This window comes from Arthrobacter sp. A2-55 (assembly GCF_025548615.1).
Classification (GTDB): Bacteria; Actinomycetota; Actinomycetes; order Actinomycetales; family Micrococcaceae; genus Specibacter; species Specibacter silviterrae.
This window is the reverse complement of the sequence record NZ_JAJLOZ010000096.1, coordinates 1-14,714: the sequence shown is the minus strand read 5'-3', so window position 1 is coordinate 14,714 and position 14,714 is coordinate 1. Positions and strand designations below refer to the sequence as shown.

Annotated in this window: 14 protein-coding genes; 4 read left to right on the top strand and 10 right to left on the bottom strand. The window is 66.6% G+C overall.

What is annotated here, in order from left to right:
* The 4 genes from LPN03_RS19155 to LPN03_RS19140 form a co-directional block, all read right to left on the bottom strand.
* Positions 1–1,013 (bottom strand): DMT family transporter (locus LPN03_RS19155; protein ID WP_262455522.1); only part of this gene is annotated, 1,013 nt, incomplete at its 3' end.
* Between the two features lie 164 nt (positions 1,014–1,177).
* A complete protein-coding gene (locus tag LPN03_RS19150; RefSeq protein ID WP_262455523.1) occupies positions 1,178–2,512 on the bottom strand; it encodes a PhoH family protein in 1,335 nt (444 codons plus the stop codon).
* A 180-nt stretch (positions 2,513–2,692) separates the two neighbouring features.
* Entirely contained in the window at positions 2,693–3,343 is a 651-nt protein-coding gene (locus LPN03_RS19145) for a YoaK family protein (protein WP_262455521.1), read from the bottom strand.
* Positions 3,344–3,379: 36 nt separating this feature from the next.
* Positions 3,380–4,153, bottom strand: coding sequence for an isoprenyl transferase (locus tag LPN03_RS19140; protein WP_205678090.1), 774 nt, complete (start codon positions 4,151–4,153; stop codon positions 3,380–3,382).
* A gap of 174 nt (positions 4,154–4,327) precedes the next feature.
* Between LPN03_RS19140 and trhA the strand changes: the two genes are divergently transcribed.
* The gene (gene trhA / locus LPN03_RS19135) at positions 4,328–4,975 is read left to right on the top strand and encodes a PAQR family membrane homeostasis protein TrhA (RefSeq protein ID WP_262455520.1); all 648 of its coding nucleotides are present in this window, start codon (positions 4,328–4,330) and stop codon (positions 4,973–4,975) included.
* Positions 4,976–5,084: 109 nt separating this feature from the next.
* Here trhA and LPN03_RS19130 read toward each other — a convergent pair whose 3' ends face one another.
* Entirely contained in the window at positions 5,085–5,693 is a 609-nt protein-coding gene (locus tag LPN03_RS19130) for a TetR/AcrR family transcriptional regulator (protein WP_262455519.1), read from the bottom strand.
* A 76-nt stretch (positions 5,694–5,769) separates the two neighbouring features.
* On the opposite strand from LPN03_RS19130, the gene LPN03_RS19125 reads away from it, so the two are divergent.
* Positions 5,770–6,255 (top strand): cupin domain-containing protein, encoded by a 486-nt coding sequence (locus LPN03_RS19125; RefSeq protein ID WP_165181404.1) that lies wholly within the window; start codon positions 5,770–5,772, stop codon positions 6,253–6,255.
* Positions 6,256–6,341: 86 nt separating this feature from the next.
* Here LPN03_RS19125 and LPN03_RS19120 read toward each other — a convergent pair whose 3' ends face one another.
* The 3 genes from LPN03_RS19120 to mca are packed head-to-tail and all read right to left on the bottom strand — an operon-like array spanning position 6,342 to position 10,050.
* The gene (locus tag LPN03_RS19120) at positions 6,342–8,612 is read right to left on the bottom strand and encodes a thioredoxin domain-containing protein (protein WP_262455518.1); all 2,271 of its coding nucleotides are present in this window, start codon (positions 8,610–8,612) and stop codon (positions 6,342–6,344) included.
* 9 nt (positions 8,613–8,621) lie between these two features.
* Positions 8,622–9,083: a hypothetical protein gene (locus tag LPN03_RS19115; RefSeq protein WP_262455517.1), complete on the bottom strand. Its 462-nt coding sequence runs from the start codon at positions 9,081–9,083 to the stop codon at positions 8,622–8,624.
* A gap of 58 nt (positions 9,084–9,141) precedes the next feature.
* Complete coding sequence (gene mca, locus LPN03_RS19110) at positions 9,142–10,050, bottom strand: mycothiol conjugate amidase Mca (RefSeq protein WP_165181401.1); 909 nt, start codon at positions 10,048–10,050, stop codon at positions 9,142–9,144.
* A 69-nt stretch (positions 10,051–10,119) separates the two neighbouring features.
* Here mca and LPN03_RS19105 point away from each other — a divergent pair, with 69 nt between their 5' ends.
* Together LPN03_RS19105 and greA are read left to right on the top strand one after the other, a co-directional pair.
* On the top strand, positions 10,120–10,659 hold the full coding sequence (locus LPN03_RS19105) for a DUF4307 domain-containing protein (protein WP_262455516.1): 540 nt from the start codon (positions 10,120–10,122) through the stop codon (positions 10,657–10,659).
* 193 nt (positions 10,660–10,852) lie between these two features.
* Positions 10,853–11,344, top strand: a complete 492-nt coding sequence (gene greA, locus LPN03_RS19100; RefSeq protein WP_165181399.1) for a transcription elongation factor GreA — start codon at positions 10,853–10,855, stop codon at positions 11,342–11,344.
* Between the two features lie 116 nt (positions 11,345–11,460).
* Here the strand turns inward: greA and LPN03_RS19095 are convergent, their stop codons facing one another.
* Positions 11,461–12,879 carry an Ig-like domain-containing protein gene (locus tag LPN03_RS19095; RefSeq protein ID WP_262455514.1) on the bottom strand — a complete coding sequence of 473 codons (1,419 nt, stop codon included), beginning with the start codon at positions 12,877–12,879 and terminating at the stop codon, positions 11,461–11,463.
* 458 nt (positions 12,880–13,337) lie between these two features.
* The gene (ilvA, locus tag LPN03_RS19090; RefSeq protein ID WP_262455513.1) at positions 13,338–14,576 is read right to left on the bottom strand and encodes a threonine ammonia-lyase; all 1,239 of its coding nucleotides are present in this window, start codon (positions 14,574–14,576) and stop codon (positions 13,338–13,340) included.
* Positions 14,577–14,714 lie beyond the last annotated feature (138 nt).

The following is a 14,714-nucleotide window of genomic DNA, read 5'->3' as shown; positions in this document are numbered from 1 at the left end:
TTCAGCGCGGGATCCACGTTAAGTGCCGGTTCGGCGGGGGTGGAGGGGCGCGCGGACAGGGCAGCCGGCGTCGGATTCCTTCGCCAGGGCGCTGCGGCCACAATGACGGCCAACAGGGTCAACACAGTGCCGAGCACGGTGGCGGTGCCGACCGCCGCCGCCGGTGTCGGAAAGGCCACGTCGAGCAGCAGCGAGCCCATCAGCTGGCCAGCGACGGTGCCCAGGCCGAGCAGCAGGACGCCGATCCGCCGCACCAGCGCCGCACTGAGGAAGACCACCACGATGCCCAGCGGCCCGGCGCAATAGAGCCACCACTCGTGCGGCAGGGCGTGCGGCCGCGGGCTGAAAGGCAGCTTGACCAACCACACGGCCAGAAGCACCACGGCGCCGGCGGCAAAATTGGTCAGGGTGGCCGTCAGTGGCGTGCCCGCCGCGGCGGCAATGCGCCCGTTCATCGCCTGCTGGAATCCGTAGAGCAGGCCCGCCAGCAAGGGCAGCAGAAGCAGGGACAGCGCCCCCGGGCCAAGCGCGGTGAACTTGGCGGAGACAGCCCAGACCACAGCCCCCAGGGTCAGCACCGAACCCGTCAGTCGCGGTCCGGTCAGGCGCCTCCTCCCGCCGGCGCCGAAGCCGACACTGTCGACCAGCAGCCCGCTGACTGTCTGCCCGGCCACCAGGGCAATGGTGAAGAGGGCCACGCCCACCATTCCGACGGTGACCCCCTGGGCGAATACCAGCGACGCGCCTATCGCGCCGGCCACCAGATACCAGCGCGGCAGCACCCGCCGGGCCAGGCCGCCGCGCAGGGCGGCCAATCCGCTCCGTCCGGCCCGGGTGCCGAGCGTCAAAAGAATCATCAGCAGCAGCCCCGAGCCAAAGCTGAGCAGCGCCGCGGCCACACCGTCGCCCAGGCGCAGCCCCATGGTGCCCGTGATCCGGGATTGCACGGCGAGGGCGAGCCCGGCGACCATGGCCAGGCCGAGTCCGGCTGGCGCGGGAAGGGGTCGGTGCATGTGGGCGAGTCTATCGCGCAGCATCCCCCGGCAAGAATCAACGACGGCGTTCAGGGTCCGGTCCGTGCGCGGGGCCCCTTACCTGCTGCCGAACGGACACTTAACGGGCATGTTCGGGCGGAACATCCACGTTAAGTGCCCGTTCGGCGAGAGGTGGGACGGCGTCAGATCTCGGCGCGCTCCAGCATTTCGGTGACCAGCGCGGCGATGGGCGACCGCTCGGAGCGGGTCAGGGTGACGTGGGCAAAGAGCGGGTGCCCCTTGAGGGTTTCAACCACGGCGGCGATGCCGTCATGGCGGCCCACGCGCAGGTTGTCGCGCTGGGCCACGTCATGCGTGAGCACAATCTTGGAGTTCTGCCCGATCCGGCTCATGACCGTCAGGAGCACGTTCTTCTCCAGCGACTGGGCCTCGTCAACGATCACGAAGGAGTCGTGCAGCGAACGCCCGCGGATGTGCGTCAGCGGCAGCACCTCCAGCAGCCCGCGCTCCATGATCTCGTCCATGACGCGCTCGGACACCACGGAGCCCAGAGTGTCGAACACGGCCTGCGCCCACGGGTTCATCTTCTCGCTTTCTGAGCCCGGCAGGTAGCCCAGCTCCTGGCCGCCCACGGCGTACAGGGGCCGGAACACCACCACCTTGCGGTGCTCGTTGCGTTCCAGCACGGCCTCCAGGCCGGCGCACAGGGCCAGCGCACTCTTGCCCGTGCCGGCCCGCCCGCCCAGGGAGACAATGCCGACGTCGGGGTCCATGAGCAGGTCCAGCGCCAGGCGCTGTTCGGCGGAGCGCCCGTGCAGGCCGAACACCTCGCGGTCGCCCTTCACCAGGCGCACCTGCTGGTCGGCGCCCACCCGGCCCAGCGCGGAGCCGCGGGTGCTGGTCAGCACCAGGCCCGTGTTGACAGGCATGACGGCGGCCTCGGGAACCAGGGCGGCGCCGCCGTTGTACAGTTCCGCCATTTCGGCCTCGGCAATGGCCAGCTCCGCCACGCCGGTCCAGCCGGAATCCTGGACCAGCTCGTTGCGGTACTCCTCCGCCGCCAGTCCCATCGCGGAGGCCTTGACCCGCATCGGCAGGTCCTTGGAAACCACCGTGACGTTTGCGCCCTCGTTTGCCAGGTTCTTCGCCACCGCCAGGATGCGCGAATCATTGTCCGTGCCGCGGATCCCCGCCGGAAGCACCTCAGCGGAAACGTGGTTGAGCTCCACACGAAACGTCCCGCCGTCGTCCCCCAGGGGAATGGGGGCACCCAGGCCGCCGTGCTGTTCGCGCAGTTCGTCGAGCAGGCGCAGGGCGGTGCGGGCGAAGTAGCCCAGTTCGGGGTCGTGCCGCTTGGACTCCAGCTCGGAAATCACCACGATCGGCACAATGACCTCGTGTTCGGCAAAGCGCAGTATCGCGCGGGGATCGGAGAGCAAAACTGAGGTGTCGATGACGTAGCTGCGCAGTTTTTGCGCCATGCCCGTCGTCTCCCGTGCGATTTCCCCAAAATTCATCGTCTCAACCACGTCGGCTCCAGCCTTTCCGGGCCGGTGTTTCGCCCGGAAAATCAATAGGTACGGCGAGCGGAGTTGCCCTCCGTTATGCCCAAAGCTACGCCGGGAACAGTGGCAATTTGGGACCTTTCCGGCGTGTTATTGGTGTCCACTGGGTAAATAATTGGCCCCGCCGCCGGGCTACAGGATGACGGGTGTGGCCGGCGGTCGGGGCGGGCTCTTGTGGACATATTGGTTGAAAATGACCGACAGCGCCATCACGCCCACGGCGATCCACAGCGCATTCAAGTTCAGCGTCAGGTACGAAATGCCGCCGATGACCGAGCCGGTGGTCAGCGACAGCCACAGGGCCGCGTACCTGCGCCACAGCCGGCTGTCTCCCCCAAGAAGCGCATTGGCCATGTGCTGGCCCATTTTCACCAGCGTGCCCGTCATATACGTCAGGCCTATGCTGACCTCGCCATTGCGTTCAAAGATGAGGTTCTCGGCACCCATCGCCACCGCCATGATGGCCGGCGCCAGCCACCCGTCAAGGTCCAGGTCAAAAAGTACGACGGCGCACACCAGTGCCGCTGTCACGTACAGGAGCACTGCCATGCGCTTGCGTGACGGGACAAGCCTGCGCAGGATCGAAGCGCTCACCACACCCACCAGAAAGGCACCGACCAGTCCGAAAGCCGTGCCGAAACCCGCCCAGTTTCCTTCGGCCAGGGCAGTGCCGCCCCGGGTGGAGTTGCCGCTCATGAAGGAGACAAAGTAGCCGCCCAGGTGGATGAAGCCCACAGCGTCGACAAACCCGGCCGCGCTGGAGAGGACGGCCGCCAGGATCATTTCAGAACGATGGTGGCTTTGCAAGGAAACAGTGGCCTAACTGCCGAAGCGGCGGCTGCGCCCGGCGTAGTCACGCAGGGCACGGAGGAAGTCGATGCGGCGGAACGCCGGCCACAGGGCCTCACAAAAGTAAAACTCGCTGTAGGCGCTCTGCCACATGAGGAAGCCGGAAAGGCGCTGCTCCCCCGAGGTGCGGATGACCAGGTCCGGGTCGGGCTGGCCGCGGGTGTACAGGAACTTGGAAATGTCGTCCACGCCCAGGGTGTCCGCCACCTCGAGCATGGTGCGGCCCGCGGCGTCGGCGTCGTGCAGGAGTTCGCGGACGGCGTCGACAATTTCCCGGCGCCCGCCGTAGCCGATGGCAAGGTTCACATGGATGCGCTCATTGGCGGGCACGCGCGTGGTGAGCGAGGACAGGCGCTGGGCCAGGTAGTCGGGCAGCAGCTCCGGGGCGCCCATGGCGTGGACGCTGATGTCGACGTCGGCGTCGAGCAGGTCAAGGGTGTTGGCGATGATACCCATGAGCTCGTCCAGTTCCTCGGGCGAACGGCTCATGTTGTCCGTGGAGAGCATGTACAGCGTGACCACCTTGATGCCCAGGTCCTGGCACCAGCCGAGGAATTCCAGGATCTTGTCCGCGCCGGCCTGGTGGCCCTGGCTGGTGGGGGCGTTGAACTGCCGGGCCCAGCGCCGGTTTCCATCCACCATGACGCCGATGTGGCGGGGCACGCTCTTCAGGTCCAGCGAGCGGCCAAGGCTGCGTTCGTAGTAGTTGTAAAGGAATTTGGGCATCCGTATGGGGCGGGTCATCAACCGCATGAATGTGCACCAAACCTTTACGGATACGGGCCGGGCGGCCGGGGAAACGTACTTGTCCTAGATTACCCGCCGGGCCGCACATTCCGGACAGGCCGCGTTGCGATGCACCCGCCGCCGCCATGTTACTCATCGGTAACATATTCCCGGAAGGGATAGAATTGGGCCATGACGAGCACCCTTGTAGCCGATGCAAAACCCACCTGGCGCGGCTGGCTGCACGCAGGCATGGCGCCGCTGGTCCTGGCGGCCGGCTTGCTGGTGGTGGTGCTGGCCCCGGGCATGGCGGCGAAAGCGACCACCGCCATTTACATCGTTACCGGAGTCATGTTATTTGGCACAAGTGCGCTATACCACCGGATCGAGTGGAAACCAGGCACCAAGAAAGTGCTGAAACGGCTGGACCACAGCAACATCATGCTGGTCATTGCCGGTTCCTACACGCCGCTGTCGGCGCTGATGCTGCCGCGCCCCACCGCCACCTTGCTGTTGTGGCTGATCTGGACGGGCGCTGTTTTGGGCGTGCTGTTCCGCGTGCTGTGGGTGGGGGCGCCACGCTGGCTGTACGTGCCCATCTATGTGCTGCTGGGCGTGACCGCGGTGTTCTTCCTGCCGCAATTCTGGGCCGCCGGTGTGGCGCCCACGCTCCTGATCTGCCTGGGCGGCGTGTTCTACATTGCCGGGGCAGTCATCTACGGGATCAAGAAGCCCAACTTCAGTGCCCGCCACTTCGGCTTCCACGAACTGTTCCATGCCTTGACCGTGGCCGGGTTCGGCTCCCATTTCGCCGCCGTCGTGCTGGTGGTCTTCCCCTAGCCCCACCGCCCTCCCCTTCCCTACCGACGCTCCCTCACATTTTGCGGTGATTCCCTCAACGCTCCATCAGATTACTGGGTGTTTTTTGAGGACGCTTCGGTATCGCCCGTCAATATGCGGGCGGAGCCGATTCGAGGGCATGGCGGAGCAGCGCCTGGGCACTCCACCGCATGGACGCAAGGGCCTCGTCCCGGGACAGGCCGCCAATGTCGGTCAGCCACACCAGCGACTCGATTCCAATTGCGCTGCGAATGGCCAGCACCAAGCGGCGCAGTTCCGCATCTCCGAGCGCACCCCGCAGGGGATCGAGCGCTTCCGTGATCCAGGGAATGGCCCGGCCCTGGCGCAAAGGCAAGCCGCTGGCCGGGAGATCGGGATCCAGTGACAGCTTCAGCATGGTCCGCTGTTGGGCCTCGGTCTGAAGAATCATTGCGATGAACGTGGCGACGACGGCGTCAAGCCGCTCCGCGGGATTGTCGCCAGGGTTTTCCGGCAGCATGGAGGCACTCCCCGTTTCCGGATGGGCCGCGGCAAGCAGCTCCCTTTGTCCCGGAAAGTAGCGGTAGGCCGTGCTTCTTGAGACACCTGCGGCAAGGGCGGCCTCGTCCACGGTGGGGGTCTGGCCGTCGGCGACCATGGCCCGGGCGGCATCAACCAGGGCATCAAGGGTGCGGCGCTTCTGGCCGCTGCGGCCGAGTTCCAGGTAAGACCTTGACATGCAACTCATGGTACATCAGTCTTATTATAAGACATCAGTCCCATAAAAACATGTAGCCAACATCGAGGCGAGTCCCATGGACACGAAGAAGCACGCGAAGTCATTCATCCGCCAGCACGGAGAAGGTGAGCAGCGGTGGTTCTACGGCGGGGGAATCCACACCTGGCTCGCCAAGTCGGAAGAAACTGGCGGGGCATTCCTGATCAACCGCGACACGATGGCCGGAGGCAAGGTGACGCCCCTGCACATCCATCCTGACACGGACGAAACCCTGTACGTTCTCTCCGGTGAAATCCTCATGAACATCGACGGCGCCGAACAGCGGGTTGGCGCCGGAGGCATCGCCGTTGCCCTTCGCGGTGTGCCCCACGCGTTCAAGGCACAAGAAGGCGGCGCCAGCATCCTGTGCTTCCAGACTCCAGGCAATGCACAGGATTTCTATATGGGAGCCAGCGTTCCCCTGGACGCGGACGGCACGGGCGTTGTGGACTTCGACCGGGTCAGGGAATCCGGGCGCCTCAACGGCGGGATCGTCATTGTGGGGCCACCACCTTTTGGCTAGACGCCCAAAATGTGAGAGAGGATCGGTGGAATTCCCGCAGAAGGTGAGGGAGCGTCGAATGGAAGACCGCAGAAGGTGAGGGAGCGTCAGGGGATGAGGGTGTCAAGCTCCGCGGCCGTGGCCACTGGGCGGGCGCAGGCCATGTTGTGGCAGACGTAGGCCAGCGGGGAAGCGCCGGGCGCAGTGCCCCTGCCTTCCAGCAGCGGCACGGGCGGCGGGCCCGCGCCGTCCCACACAGCCACCACCATGCCGGGCGACGGCGACGCCCACGCCCGCCGTTCCAGCGCCTCCCGCTCCGGGCCCGGCAGGCCGACAATGGCAGTTTCCACGGGGCCCGCCGCAACCGCCTCGGCCACCGACAGCAGGCCCCCGGCCGAACGCGGCGCCCGCCGGGCCAGTTCCGGCAGCGACCCCAGCAGGTTTTCCGACAAGACTCGGTGGTCTACGGACCCCGTATAGGCCGCGTGGGTGGCCAGGGCGCCGGCCAGGAGTGCCACGGGGCTGGCGGTGGCGTTGTCGAAGGGGTCGGCAAAGCGCGCCCCGGCCGGAGCGCCGGCCAGCCCTCCCGAGGCCCGGCCCGGGCTGTTGAACACGGTGCCGTCCGCCAGAAAACGCTGCGCCGAGTCCAGCAGGGCCTCGCCCAGAGCAAACCATTCCGCGCTGCCCGTGGCCGCGTAGAGGGCAAAATAGCCGTCGGCGCAGGCCGCGTAATCCTCCAGCAACCCCTCAATTCCGCGCGCCCGGCCGGCGTGCGACACCCGCCTCAGCACACCCCCGTCCCAGTGCACCTCCCGCAGGTACCCGCCAAGCTCGACGGCGGCCGCCAGCCAGGCGGGCTCCCCCAGGACCATGGCGGCCTCGGCCAGGGCACCGAGCAGCATGCCGTTCCAGGCCGCCACCACCTTGTCGTCGCGCCCCGGCATGGTGCGCGCGGCCCTCATGGTGCGCAGGCCGGGCAGGAGCGCATCCCACGCGGCCCGCTCCGGCGGAGTCAGCCCGCGGCCCGGGTGCAGGGGCGCGGCTCCCTTCGCCGGAATGTTCATGAAACGAGCGACGGCGGCTGCCAGGTCCGCGGGCTCCTGCGGTTCCGCGGGGGCCGGGTCAGCGGCGGCGGACAATTCCGCCGCCTCGCGGAGCTGGGCCAGGGTCCACTGGTAGCTGGCGCCCTCGTGGTGCACGCCGTCGATCACGGTGTCGGCATCCAGCGAGGAGGCGAAGGCGCCGCCGGGGAGGCGGAGCTCGGCCAGCAGCCAGCCGACGGTTTTATGGACAGCGCCCCGCGCCTCCGCGGCGGACAGCGGCAGGGGCAGTTCGGTGCTGTGGATGTGCTGAACCCCGGGCCCGGCGTCCGGGGCGGCGTCCGGCCCGGGCACTTCGGCGGGAATTTGTCCGGGCCGTGCCTCCGCCAGTCGGACCCAGTGCACCAGGGCGAGCAAGAGGCCGGCATTGTCGTACAGCATTTTCTCGTAGTGAGGCAAGGACCAGTCGGCCGTGACACTGTAGCGCGCAAAGCCGCCACCCACCTGGTCGAACAGGGCAGAGTTCACCATGGCGCCCAGCGTCCGCCCGGCCAGACCCGCAGCAACGTCCGGCGAACCGGCCCCTTCGTCACGAACCGTCCCGCCACCGCCGGACGCGGCGTGGCGGATCAGGAATTCCAGGGCGGGGGTGGGCGGAAATTTTGGGGCCGTGCCAAAGCCGCCGTGCGTGGTGTCCTCGGCCCGCGCCATGGCCGCCACGGCAAGCGAGGCAGCCTCCCTATGCACCGAAAATCCGTTCCGCGCACCATCCAAGCCCTGTACGGCGACAGGCGGCGCGGGACTATCTGCCCCGACGCTTAGATCCGTGCGGACCCGCCAGGCCGGATCGGCCAGCGCCGCCGCCAAGGCATCGGCGGTGGCCAGGACCTCCGTACGGCGATCCGCCCACGCCTCAACCACGGCGGCCAGCACTTGTTTAAAGGACGGCCTTCCGGACACGGGCTGCGGCGGAAAGTAGGTGCCGGCAAAGAACGCCCGGCCGTCCGGGGTCAGGAACACGCTCATGGGCCAGCCGCCCTGGCCGGTCAGCGCCTGCGTGGCGGCCATGTAGGCGTCGTCCACGTCGGGGCGTTCCTCGCGGTCCACCTTGATGGCCACGAAGTGCCGGCGCAGGTACTCCCCCACCTCCGGATCCTCGAACGATTCCCCGGCCATGACATGGCACCAGTGGCAGGCGGCGTAGCCCACGGACAGAAACACAGGAGCCTGGCGTTCCCGGGCCTCGGCAAAGGCTGCGTCGTCAAACGGCTGCCAGTCCACTGGGTTGCCGGCGTGTTGGCGCAGGTAGGCACTCGGTTCGCCGGCAAGCCGATTCATGTTTGCCCCTTAGTTTTTGTCCACGTTCACGGGGGAAACGCCGCCGTCGAGCCCCTCGGCGCCTTCGGCACCCGGGTTCCCGGCACCCGGGTTCCCGGCACCCTCAGCGCTTCCGGCGCCTTCAACACCTTCGGGACCAACGGCGGCAACCTCCGCCCGGGTGAGCGAAGTGTCGGCAAAGGCCGCACCTGCTTTCCTGGCGGCGTCGTCCGTCATGATGGGGATCACCTCATAGCCGGCCTTGGGGCCGTGGTCGCTGGGATCGCCGCCGGCAACCTGGGCGCGGTAGCGGACGCGGCGCACGCGCTTGACCATGTCGCGGATCAGGAAGAACATGATCGCCACGATGAATGCCATGGCCAAAAAGCCCAGAAAGCCGGGCCCCACCTGGTCGTCGGACAGGCCCGGGCGCAGGGTGGGGATCTGCGGGTCCGGGGTGGCGCTGGCGGCAAGGAACATCAGAGTGTGCACAATTTGTCTTTCATTTTATCCCCGGCGGTCTCGGTGCGATGAGGGAATCGTCCTGTTCCTATCGTAGGCCAGTAAACAGGTCGTTCTCCGGCGTGGTGGCGGGAACGCGGGACTCCACGAGCGAATAGTCCTCCCACGGCCACACCTTGCGCTGCATGTCCGGGCTGACGGCGAAGAAGAAGCCGTCCGGGTCCACCTGGGTGGCATGGGCGCGCAGGGCGTCGTCGCGCTTTTCAAAGAACTCGCCGCAGTCCACCTGCGTGGTGGTGGGGTGCTTGCTGACCGGCGGGGTGTGGCCTTCGGTGTCCGCCTCCAGCCAGGCCGCCAGGCGCTCCGCGTACGGGGAGGCCAGGCCGGCGTCCTGCAGCGCAAAGTGCAGTGCGCGGAAGCGCTGCGGGTTGAAGGCCAGGTCGTAATACAGCTTTTGCGGCTCCCAGGGCTCCCCCGCACCCTCATACAAGGCGGGGTCGCCGGCCGCGTGGAACGCCTCCACGGCAACCTTGTGGGCCATGATGTGGTCCGGGTGCGGGTAGCCGCCGTTTTCGTCGTAGGACACAATCACGTGCGGGCGGAAACGGCGCACCAGGCGAACCAGCGGCGCGGCGGCGATCTCCAGCGGCTTGAGGGCAAAGCAGTTGGCAGGCAGGGGCGGGAGCGGGTCGCCTTCGGGCAGGCCGGAGTCGGTGAATCCCAGCCACTGGTGCTCGATGCCCAAAATGGCGGCGGCACGCGCCATTTCGAGCCGGCGGGCCCCGCCCATGTCGCGGCCCGAGTGGGCGTCGCCCTCCATGCGCGGGTTCTGGATCCCCCCGCGCTCCCCGCCGGTGCAGGTGGCCACCATGACGCGCACGCCCGACGCCGCGTAGGAGGCCATCATGGCTGCGCCCTTGCTGGCTTCGTCGTCCGGATGTGCGTGGACCGCCAGCAGGCGGAGCGGTTCGGCGGAGTGCCCCTCATTGGTGGTCACGTCGGCTACCTTCGATTCTTGGTGCTGTATGGGGTTCGTAAAAAAACTTGTGAAAAAACGCCTGCCGGAATGAACGCTAAACTTGTCATGTCCTCCCGCCCGGCCGCCGGTGCGGGCCGCCAGCGGAATGCCGCGGATCCAGCGGGGACACCGCGGATCAAGACAACAGTGGATGCAGTGACAAATTCTGATTCTCCAGCAGCTACCAGCGTAGCCAATCGTTACGGCACGCCCAAGCGGGCGATGTCCAAACGGGCCAAAATTATTGCCGTGGCCGTGACGCTTGCCGTGGGCCTGACCTGGATTCTCTGGTCCGTGGTGGCGGGCAACACCGGCGTGGAACAGAAAGTGATCAGTTTCAAGGTGGTGGACCCCACACTTTCCACGGTGGACCTGACCATCACCAAGGACCCCGCCGCCACCGCCCAATGCGCCGTCCAGGCGCTGAATGAACAGTTCGCCGTGGTGGGCTGGAACATCCTCACGGTGGGCGCGAACGGGGCCGACGCCGGCATCAACAGCGGTCACACCACCTCAGTGACCGCCTCCGTGCGCACCACCTCCCTGGCCGTGACAGTGACGGTGGACAACTGCTGGATTGAGCACTGACGTCGCGATTCTTGGGAATATCCCGCTTATTGACTAAACTTGTAAAAACTATCTTCACCCCGCTTGGCCAACCATGGAAAGTTCCGCGCAGGGACTGCACACTTGATCCCCAGGTGCGCACCGGCTCGGAACCGCCTTTGGCAGCGCCTACCGCGGGGTCTTTGCTTTTTTACGTTTATTCGAGGAGAACTACGTGCCTACAACAAACAGTGCGTCCGCTGCCTGGCTGACCCAGGAAGCCTTTGACCGTCTCCAGGCAGAGCTGACGCAACTTTCCGGCCCCGGCCGCGCCGAAATCGTCAGCAAGATTGAGCAGGCCCGCCAGGAAGGCGACCTGAAGGAAAACGGCGGCTACCACGCGGCCAAGGACGAGCAGGGCAAGATCGAGGCCCGCATCCGCCAGCTCAGCGAGCTCCTGCGCTACGCCCACGTGGGCGAGGCCCCGGCCGACGACGGCATCGTGGAACAGGGCATGCTGGTGGTGGCCACCATTGCCGGCGACGAGACCACCTTCCTGCTGGGCAGCCGCGAGGTGGGGACTGCCCAGGTTGAGGTGTTCAGCGAGCGCTCCCCCTTGGGTGCGGCCATCATGGGCCACAAAGTCGGCGACAAGATGAGCTACCTGGCCCCCAACGGCAAGACGATCGACGTGGAAATCCTCTCCGCCAAGCCGTACCAGAGCTAGCCTCACCCCGCCCCCGCCGAACGGGCACTTAACGTGGATGTTCCAGCTGAACATCCACGTTAAGTGCCCGTTGGCGTGTGTGGAGGAGGTGACTGGCGTCGAGCGCCCAGGCTGGCTTAGTGCATTGAAGAACGACGGCGGCGCGCCAGTAGGAGGGAGGCGGTACCTCCCAGCAGCAACAGTCCGCCAACGGCAATGGCGGGGACAGCACCCTTGGCACCGGTTGCGGCCAGCTGTTCCTGGTCCGCACCTTGGGGTGCTACCCCGGGATCGGACACGGCATGGACAGCTGTCGGGGATGCCGCTGCCACGGTGGTTGGGGATGGTGCTGCGCCGTTGGCCGTGACGGTGACGGCCACGGCGGCGCCTGTGACCAGACTGCCATCCATATTGGTCTGAACGGGCGTCAGGTGGTGCAGCCCCAGGCCAAGGGCGGGACTCGCAGTGCAGGAAAACTGTCCGTCAGCGTTGGACTTGGCGGTGCACACTGGCGTGGTGCCGCCGTCGAGGATGGCAACTGTGGTGAAAATGCCGGCGGTGCCTTCGATCACGGCGCCACCGACACTGTAGCCGCCGTCGGCCGGCTTGGAAATGGCGGGCGTGACGGCCACGGTGATAGTGACGAAATCACCCGGCACTCCGTTCAAACCGCTACCGGTGGCGTACATGGCCGGAAAATAGTCCATTGTCCCGACCAGGAAGCGGTGCTGGGGCGTGCAGGTGTAGTTGCCGTCGGCCGCGACGGTGGTTGAACAGACGGCGTATCCGCTTCTCCCGTGAATAATGTCAAGGCTGGCGCCCGGCAGGCCGGTGCCGGTAAATACGGGAAGGTCGCCCACCACGGCGTCCGATCGCGGGCTGGTTATTGTTGGCGGCCCGGAAATCACAGTGAAGCTGTAGGGGCCCGTCACCTGAACTCCGCCGGATGCCTTGGTGAGCTCGGCGGTGACCGTGATGGGTCCGAGGGGCAGGGGTGCCGTTGGCACGCAGGAGAACGAGCCCGAACCGTCGACCGTGACTGAACAAATGGGCTGGTGGGCGGAGTCCAGTATGCGAAGCGTGTCGCCGGTAAATCCGCCGCCTTCAAAGGCCTGGGTGGGGGTAATCAATTCCCCGTCCATTGGAATCGTGAAAGGTGGCGCCGGCGCGTCAATCGTGACGGCGACTGTCCCACCCACCGTGGTGGAGGTGTCGGGGTTGGTGGCCGTGAGGTGCAGGACGTTGGGGCCCACGGGCAGGCTGGCCGACCCTGTGCAGGCAAACAGGCCCGCACCGTCAACGCTGGCGGTACACACCTGCTGGCCCGACTGCTCAGTCACTTCCACCAGCGAGCCCGGCTCGCCCGTGCCGCTGACCATGGGCGGCCCGGAAATGATGTCGCCTGCGGCTGGGGCGGTGAACGCGGGCACTGCTGGCGCCACCGGTGCCATTGGCGCGGCCTGGGCTGGCAGGGCGGCAAATCCCATCATCGCAACGGCAAGCGCCGCCGTGGAAACAACCACCCCAAAGTGTTTCGGGCGCCAAAGAGTGCGCATTGAATACCCCATCCCTCATTCAATTGTGACAAAAATATGCGAGTGAAAAAGATTATCCACCTTAAGTGGACTATGTCGCAGTTATTGCCGATTTGGCCACGAACTTCGCTGAACCCCGGCAACGCCCCGACGTTCCGACACCCACCCCGCACCCGCGCCCCACAAACCGGCCGAGCGGGCACTTAACGTGGATGTTTCAGCGCAACACCCCCGTTAAGTGTCTGTTCGAGTGGATGGTCCAGGCCGTGGCTCAGGCTGCGGACATGGTACGGATCGGCGGTGCAACTCCTGTCGCCTGAAGCCAGGCGAGCTCGCAGGTGCTGCACCATCGAATTTCAGAACTGGCACTCCACCCGGCAGCGCCACAACACCCCCACGAACCGGCACTTAACGGGCATGTTTCAACGAAGCACCCCCGTTAAATGCCCGTTCGCGCGGATTGGGGGTGGAACCGGAGGCTAGTGGACCACGATCGGCTGGAAGCCTTCTGCACGCAGGGCCGTCAGCACCAGTTCGCAGTGTTCGTGGCCCTTGGTTTCCAGGTTCACGGTGATGGAGACGTCGCCCATGGAGATGGAGCCGCCCACGCGGGTGTGGTCCACGCCGGTGACATTGGCGTCGTTCTCGGCAATGATGCGCGAGATGGTGGCCAGGGAGCCGGGGCGGTCGTTGAGCATCATACGCACCGTGAGGAAGCGCCCGGCCGCCGCAAGGCCGCGCTGAATGACCTTGAGCATCAGCATCGGATCGATGTTGCCGCCGGAAAGCACCACCACCGTGGTGCCCGGATTTTCAATCTTGCCCTCCATGAGCGCGGCCACGCCCACGGCACCGGCGGGCTCCACCACCATCTTGGAGCGCTCCAGCAGGAAGATCAGGGCCCGCGCCAGGGAGTCCTCGCTGACCGTGACGACGTCATCCACCAGTTCGCGGATGATCGAGAACGGCAGCTGGCCCGGCCGGCCCACGGCAATGCCGTCCGCCATGGTGGAGACCTTTTTCAGCGGCACCAGCGCGTCCGCGGCAAGGGAGGGAGGGTACGCCGCGGCGTTTTCCGCCTGGACGCCGATCACGCGGATCTCCCGGCCCAGCTCCTTTGCCCGCGCCTTGATCGCCACGGACACGCCGGCCAGCAGCCCGCCGCCGCCAACACCCATGATCACGGTGTCGACGTCCGGCACCTGCTCCAGGATTTCCAGCCCGATGGTGCCCTGCCCGGACACCACGTCCACATTGTCGAACGGGTGGACAAAGACGGCGCCGGTTTCCCGGGCGTAGCGTTCGGCCTCGGCGAGGGACTCGTCCACGTTGAAGCCGTGCAGCACCACCTCGGCGCCGTGCCCGCGCGTGGCCGCCAGTTTCGGCAGGGCCACGCCCACGGGCATGTAGATGCGCGCCTTGATGCCCAGCGACTTCGCGGCCACTGCCACGCCCTGGGCATGGTTTCCGGCGGACGCCGCCACCACGCCGCGGGCCCGGTCCTCGGCCGACAGGCGCGCCATGCGGGTGTACGCGCCGCGCACCTTGAACGAGCCGGCGCGCTGCAGGTTCTCGCACTTGAAAAACACCGGCGCGCCCGTAATCCGCCCCAGGGCCCGCGAACTCTCCACGGGAGTGTGCGCAATAATCTCCTGCAGCAGCTCCCGTGCGGCTTCAACATCGGCAAGGGTGACGGGGAGATCGCTGATTGCGTTCACTGGGCTGTTCTCTTTCTGGTTATTTTTGGGGCGTTTGGGGGGCCGGGCACTGAGGCCTTACCCCGCGATGGGTGGTTCGGGGGGAATGTTCGACGCCGGTGCGCCCGTTTCGCTGCCGGGCGCGGCTGGCGATGTGGC

Bases quoted from the DNA above. Each gene is read 5' to 3' on its own strand.
- LPN03_RS19150 (WP_262455523.1), bottom strand. From the start codon at position 2,512: ATGAATTTTGGGGAAATCGCACGGGAGACGACGGGCATGGCGCAAAAA.
- LPN03_RS19145 (WP_262455521.1), bottom strand. From the start codon at position 3,343: ATGATCCTGGCGGCCGTCCTCTCCAGCGCGGCCGGGTTTGTCGACGCT.
- LPN03_RS19140 (WP_205678090.1), bottom strand. From the start codon at position 4,153: ATGACCCGCCCCATACGGATGCCCAAATTCCTTTACAACTACTACGAA.
- trhA (WP_262455520.1), top strand. From the start codon at position 4,328: ATGACGAGCACCCTTGTAGCCGATGCAAAACCCACCTGGCGCGGCTGG.
- LPN03_RS19130 (WP_262455519.1), bottom strand. From the start codon at position 5,693: ATGTCAAGGTCTTACCTGGAACTCGGCCGCAGCGGCCAGAAGCGCCGC.
- LPN03_RS19125 (WP_165181404.1), top strand. From the start codon at position 5,770: ATGGACACGAAGAAGCACGCGAAGTCATTCATCCGCCAGCACGGAGAA.
- LPN03_RS19120 (WP_262455518.1), bottom strand. From the start codon at position 8,612: ATGAATCGGCTTGCCGGCGAACCGAGTGCCTACCTGCGCCAACACGCC.
- LPN03_RS19105 (WP_262455516.1), top strand. From the start codon at position 10,120: ATGAACGCTAAACTTGTCATGTCCTCCCGCCCGGCCGCCGGTGCGGGC.
- LPN03_RS19095 (WP_262455514.1), bottom strand. From the start codon at position 12,879: ATGCGCACTCTTTGGCGCCCGAAACACTTTGGGGTGGTTGTTTCCACG.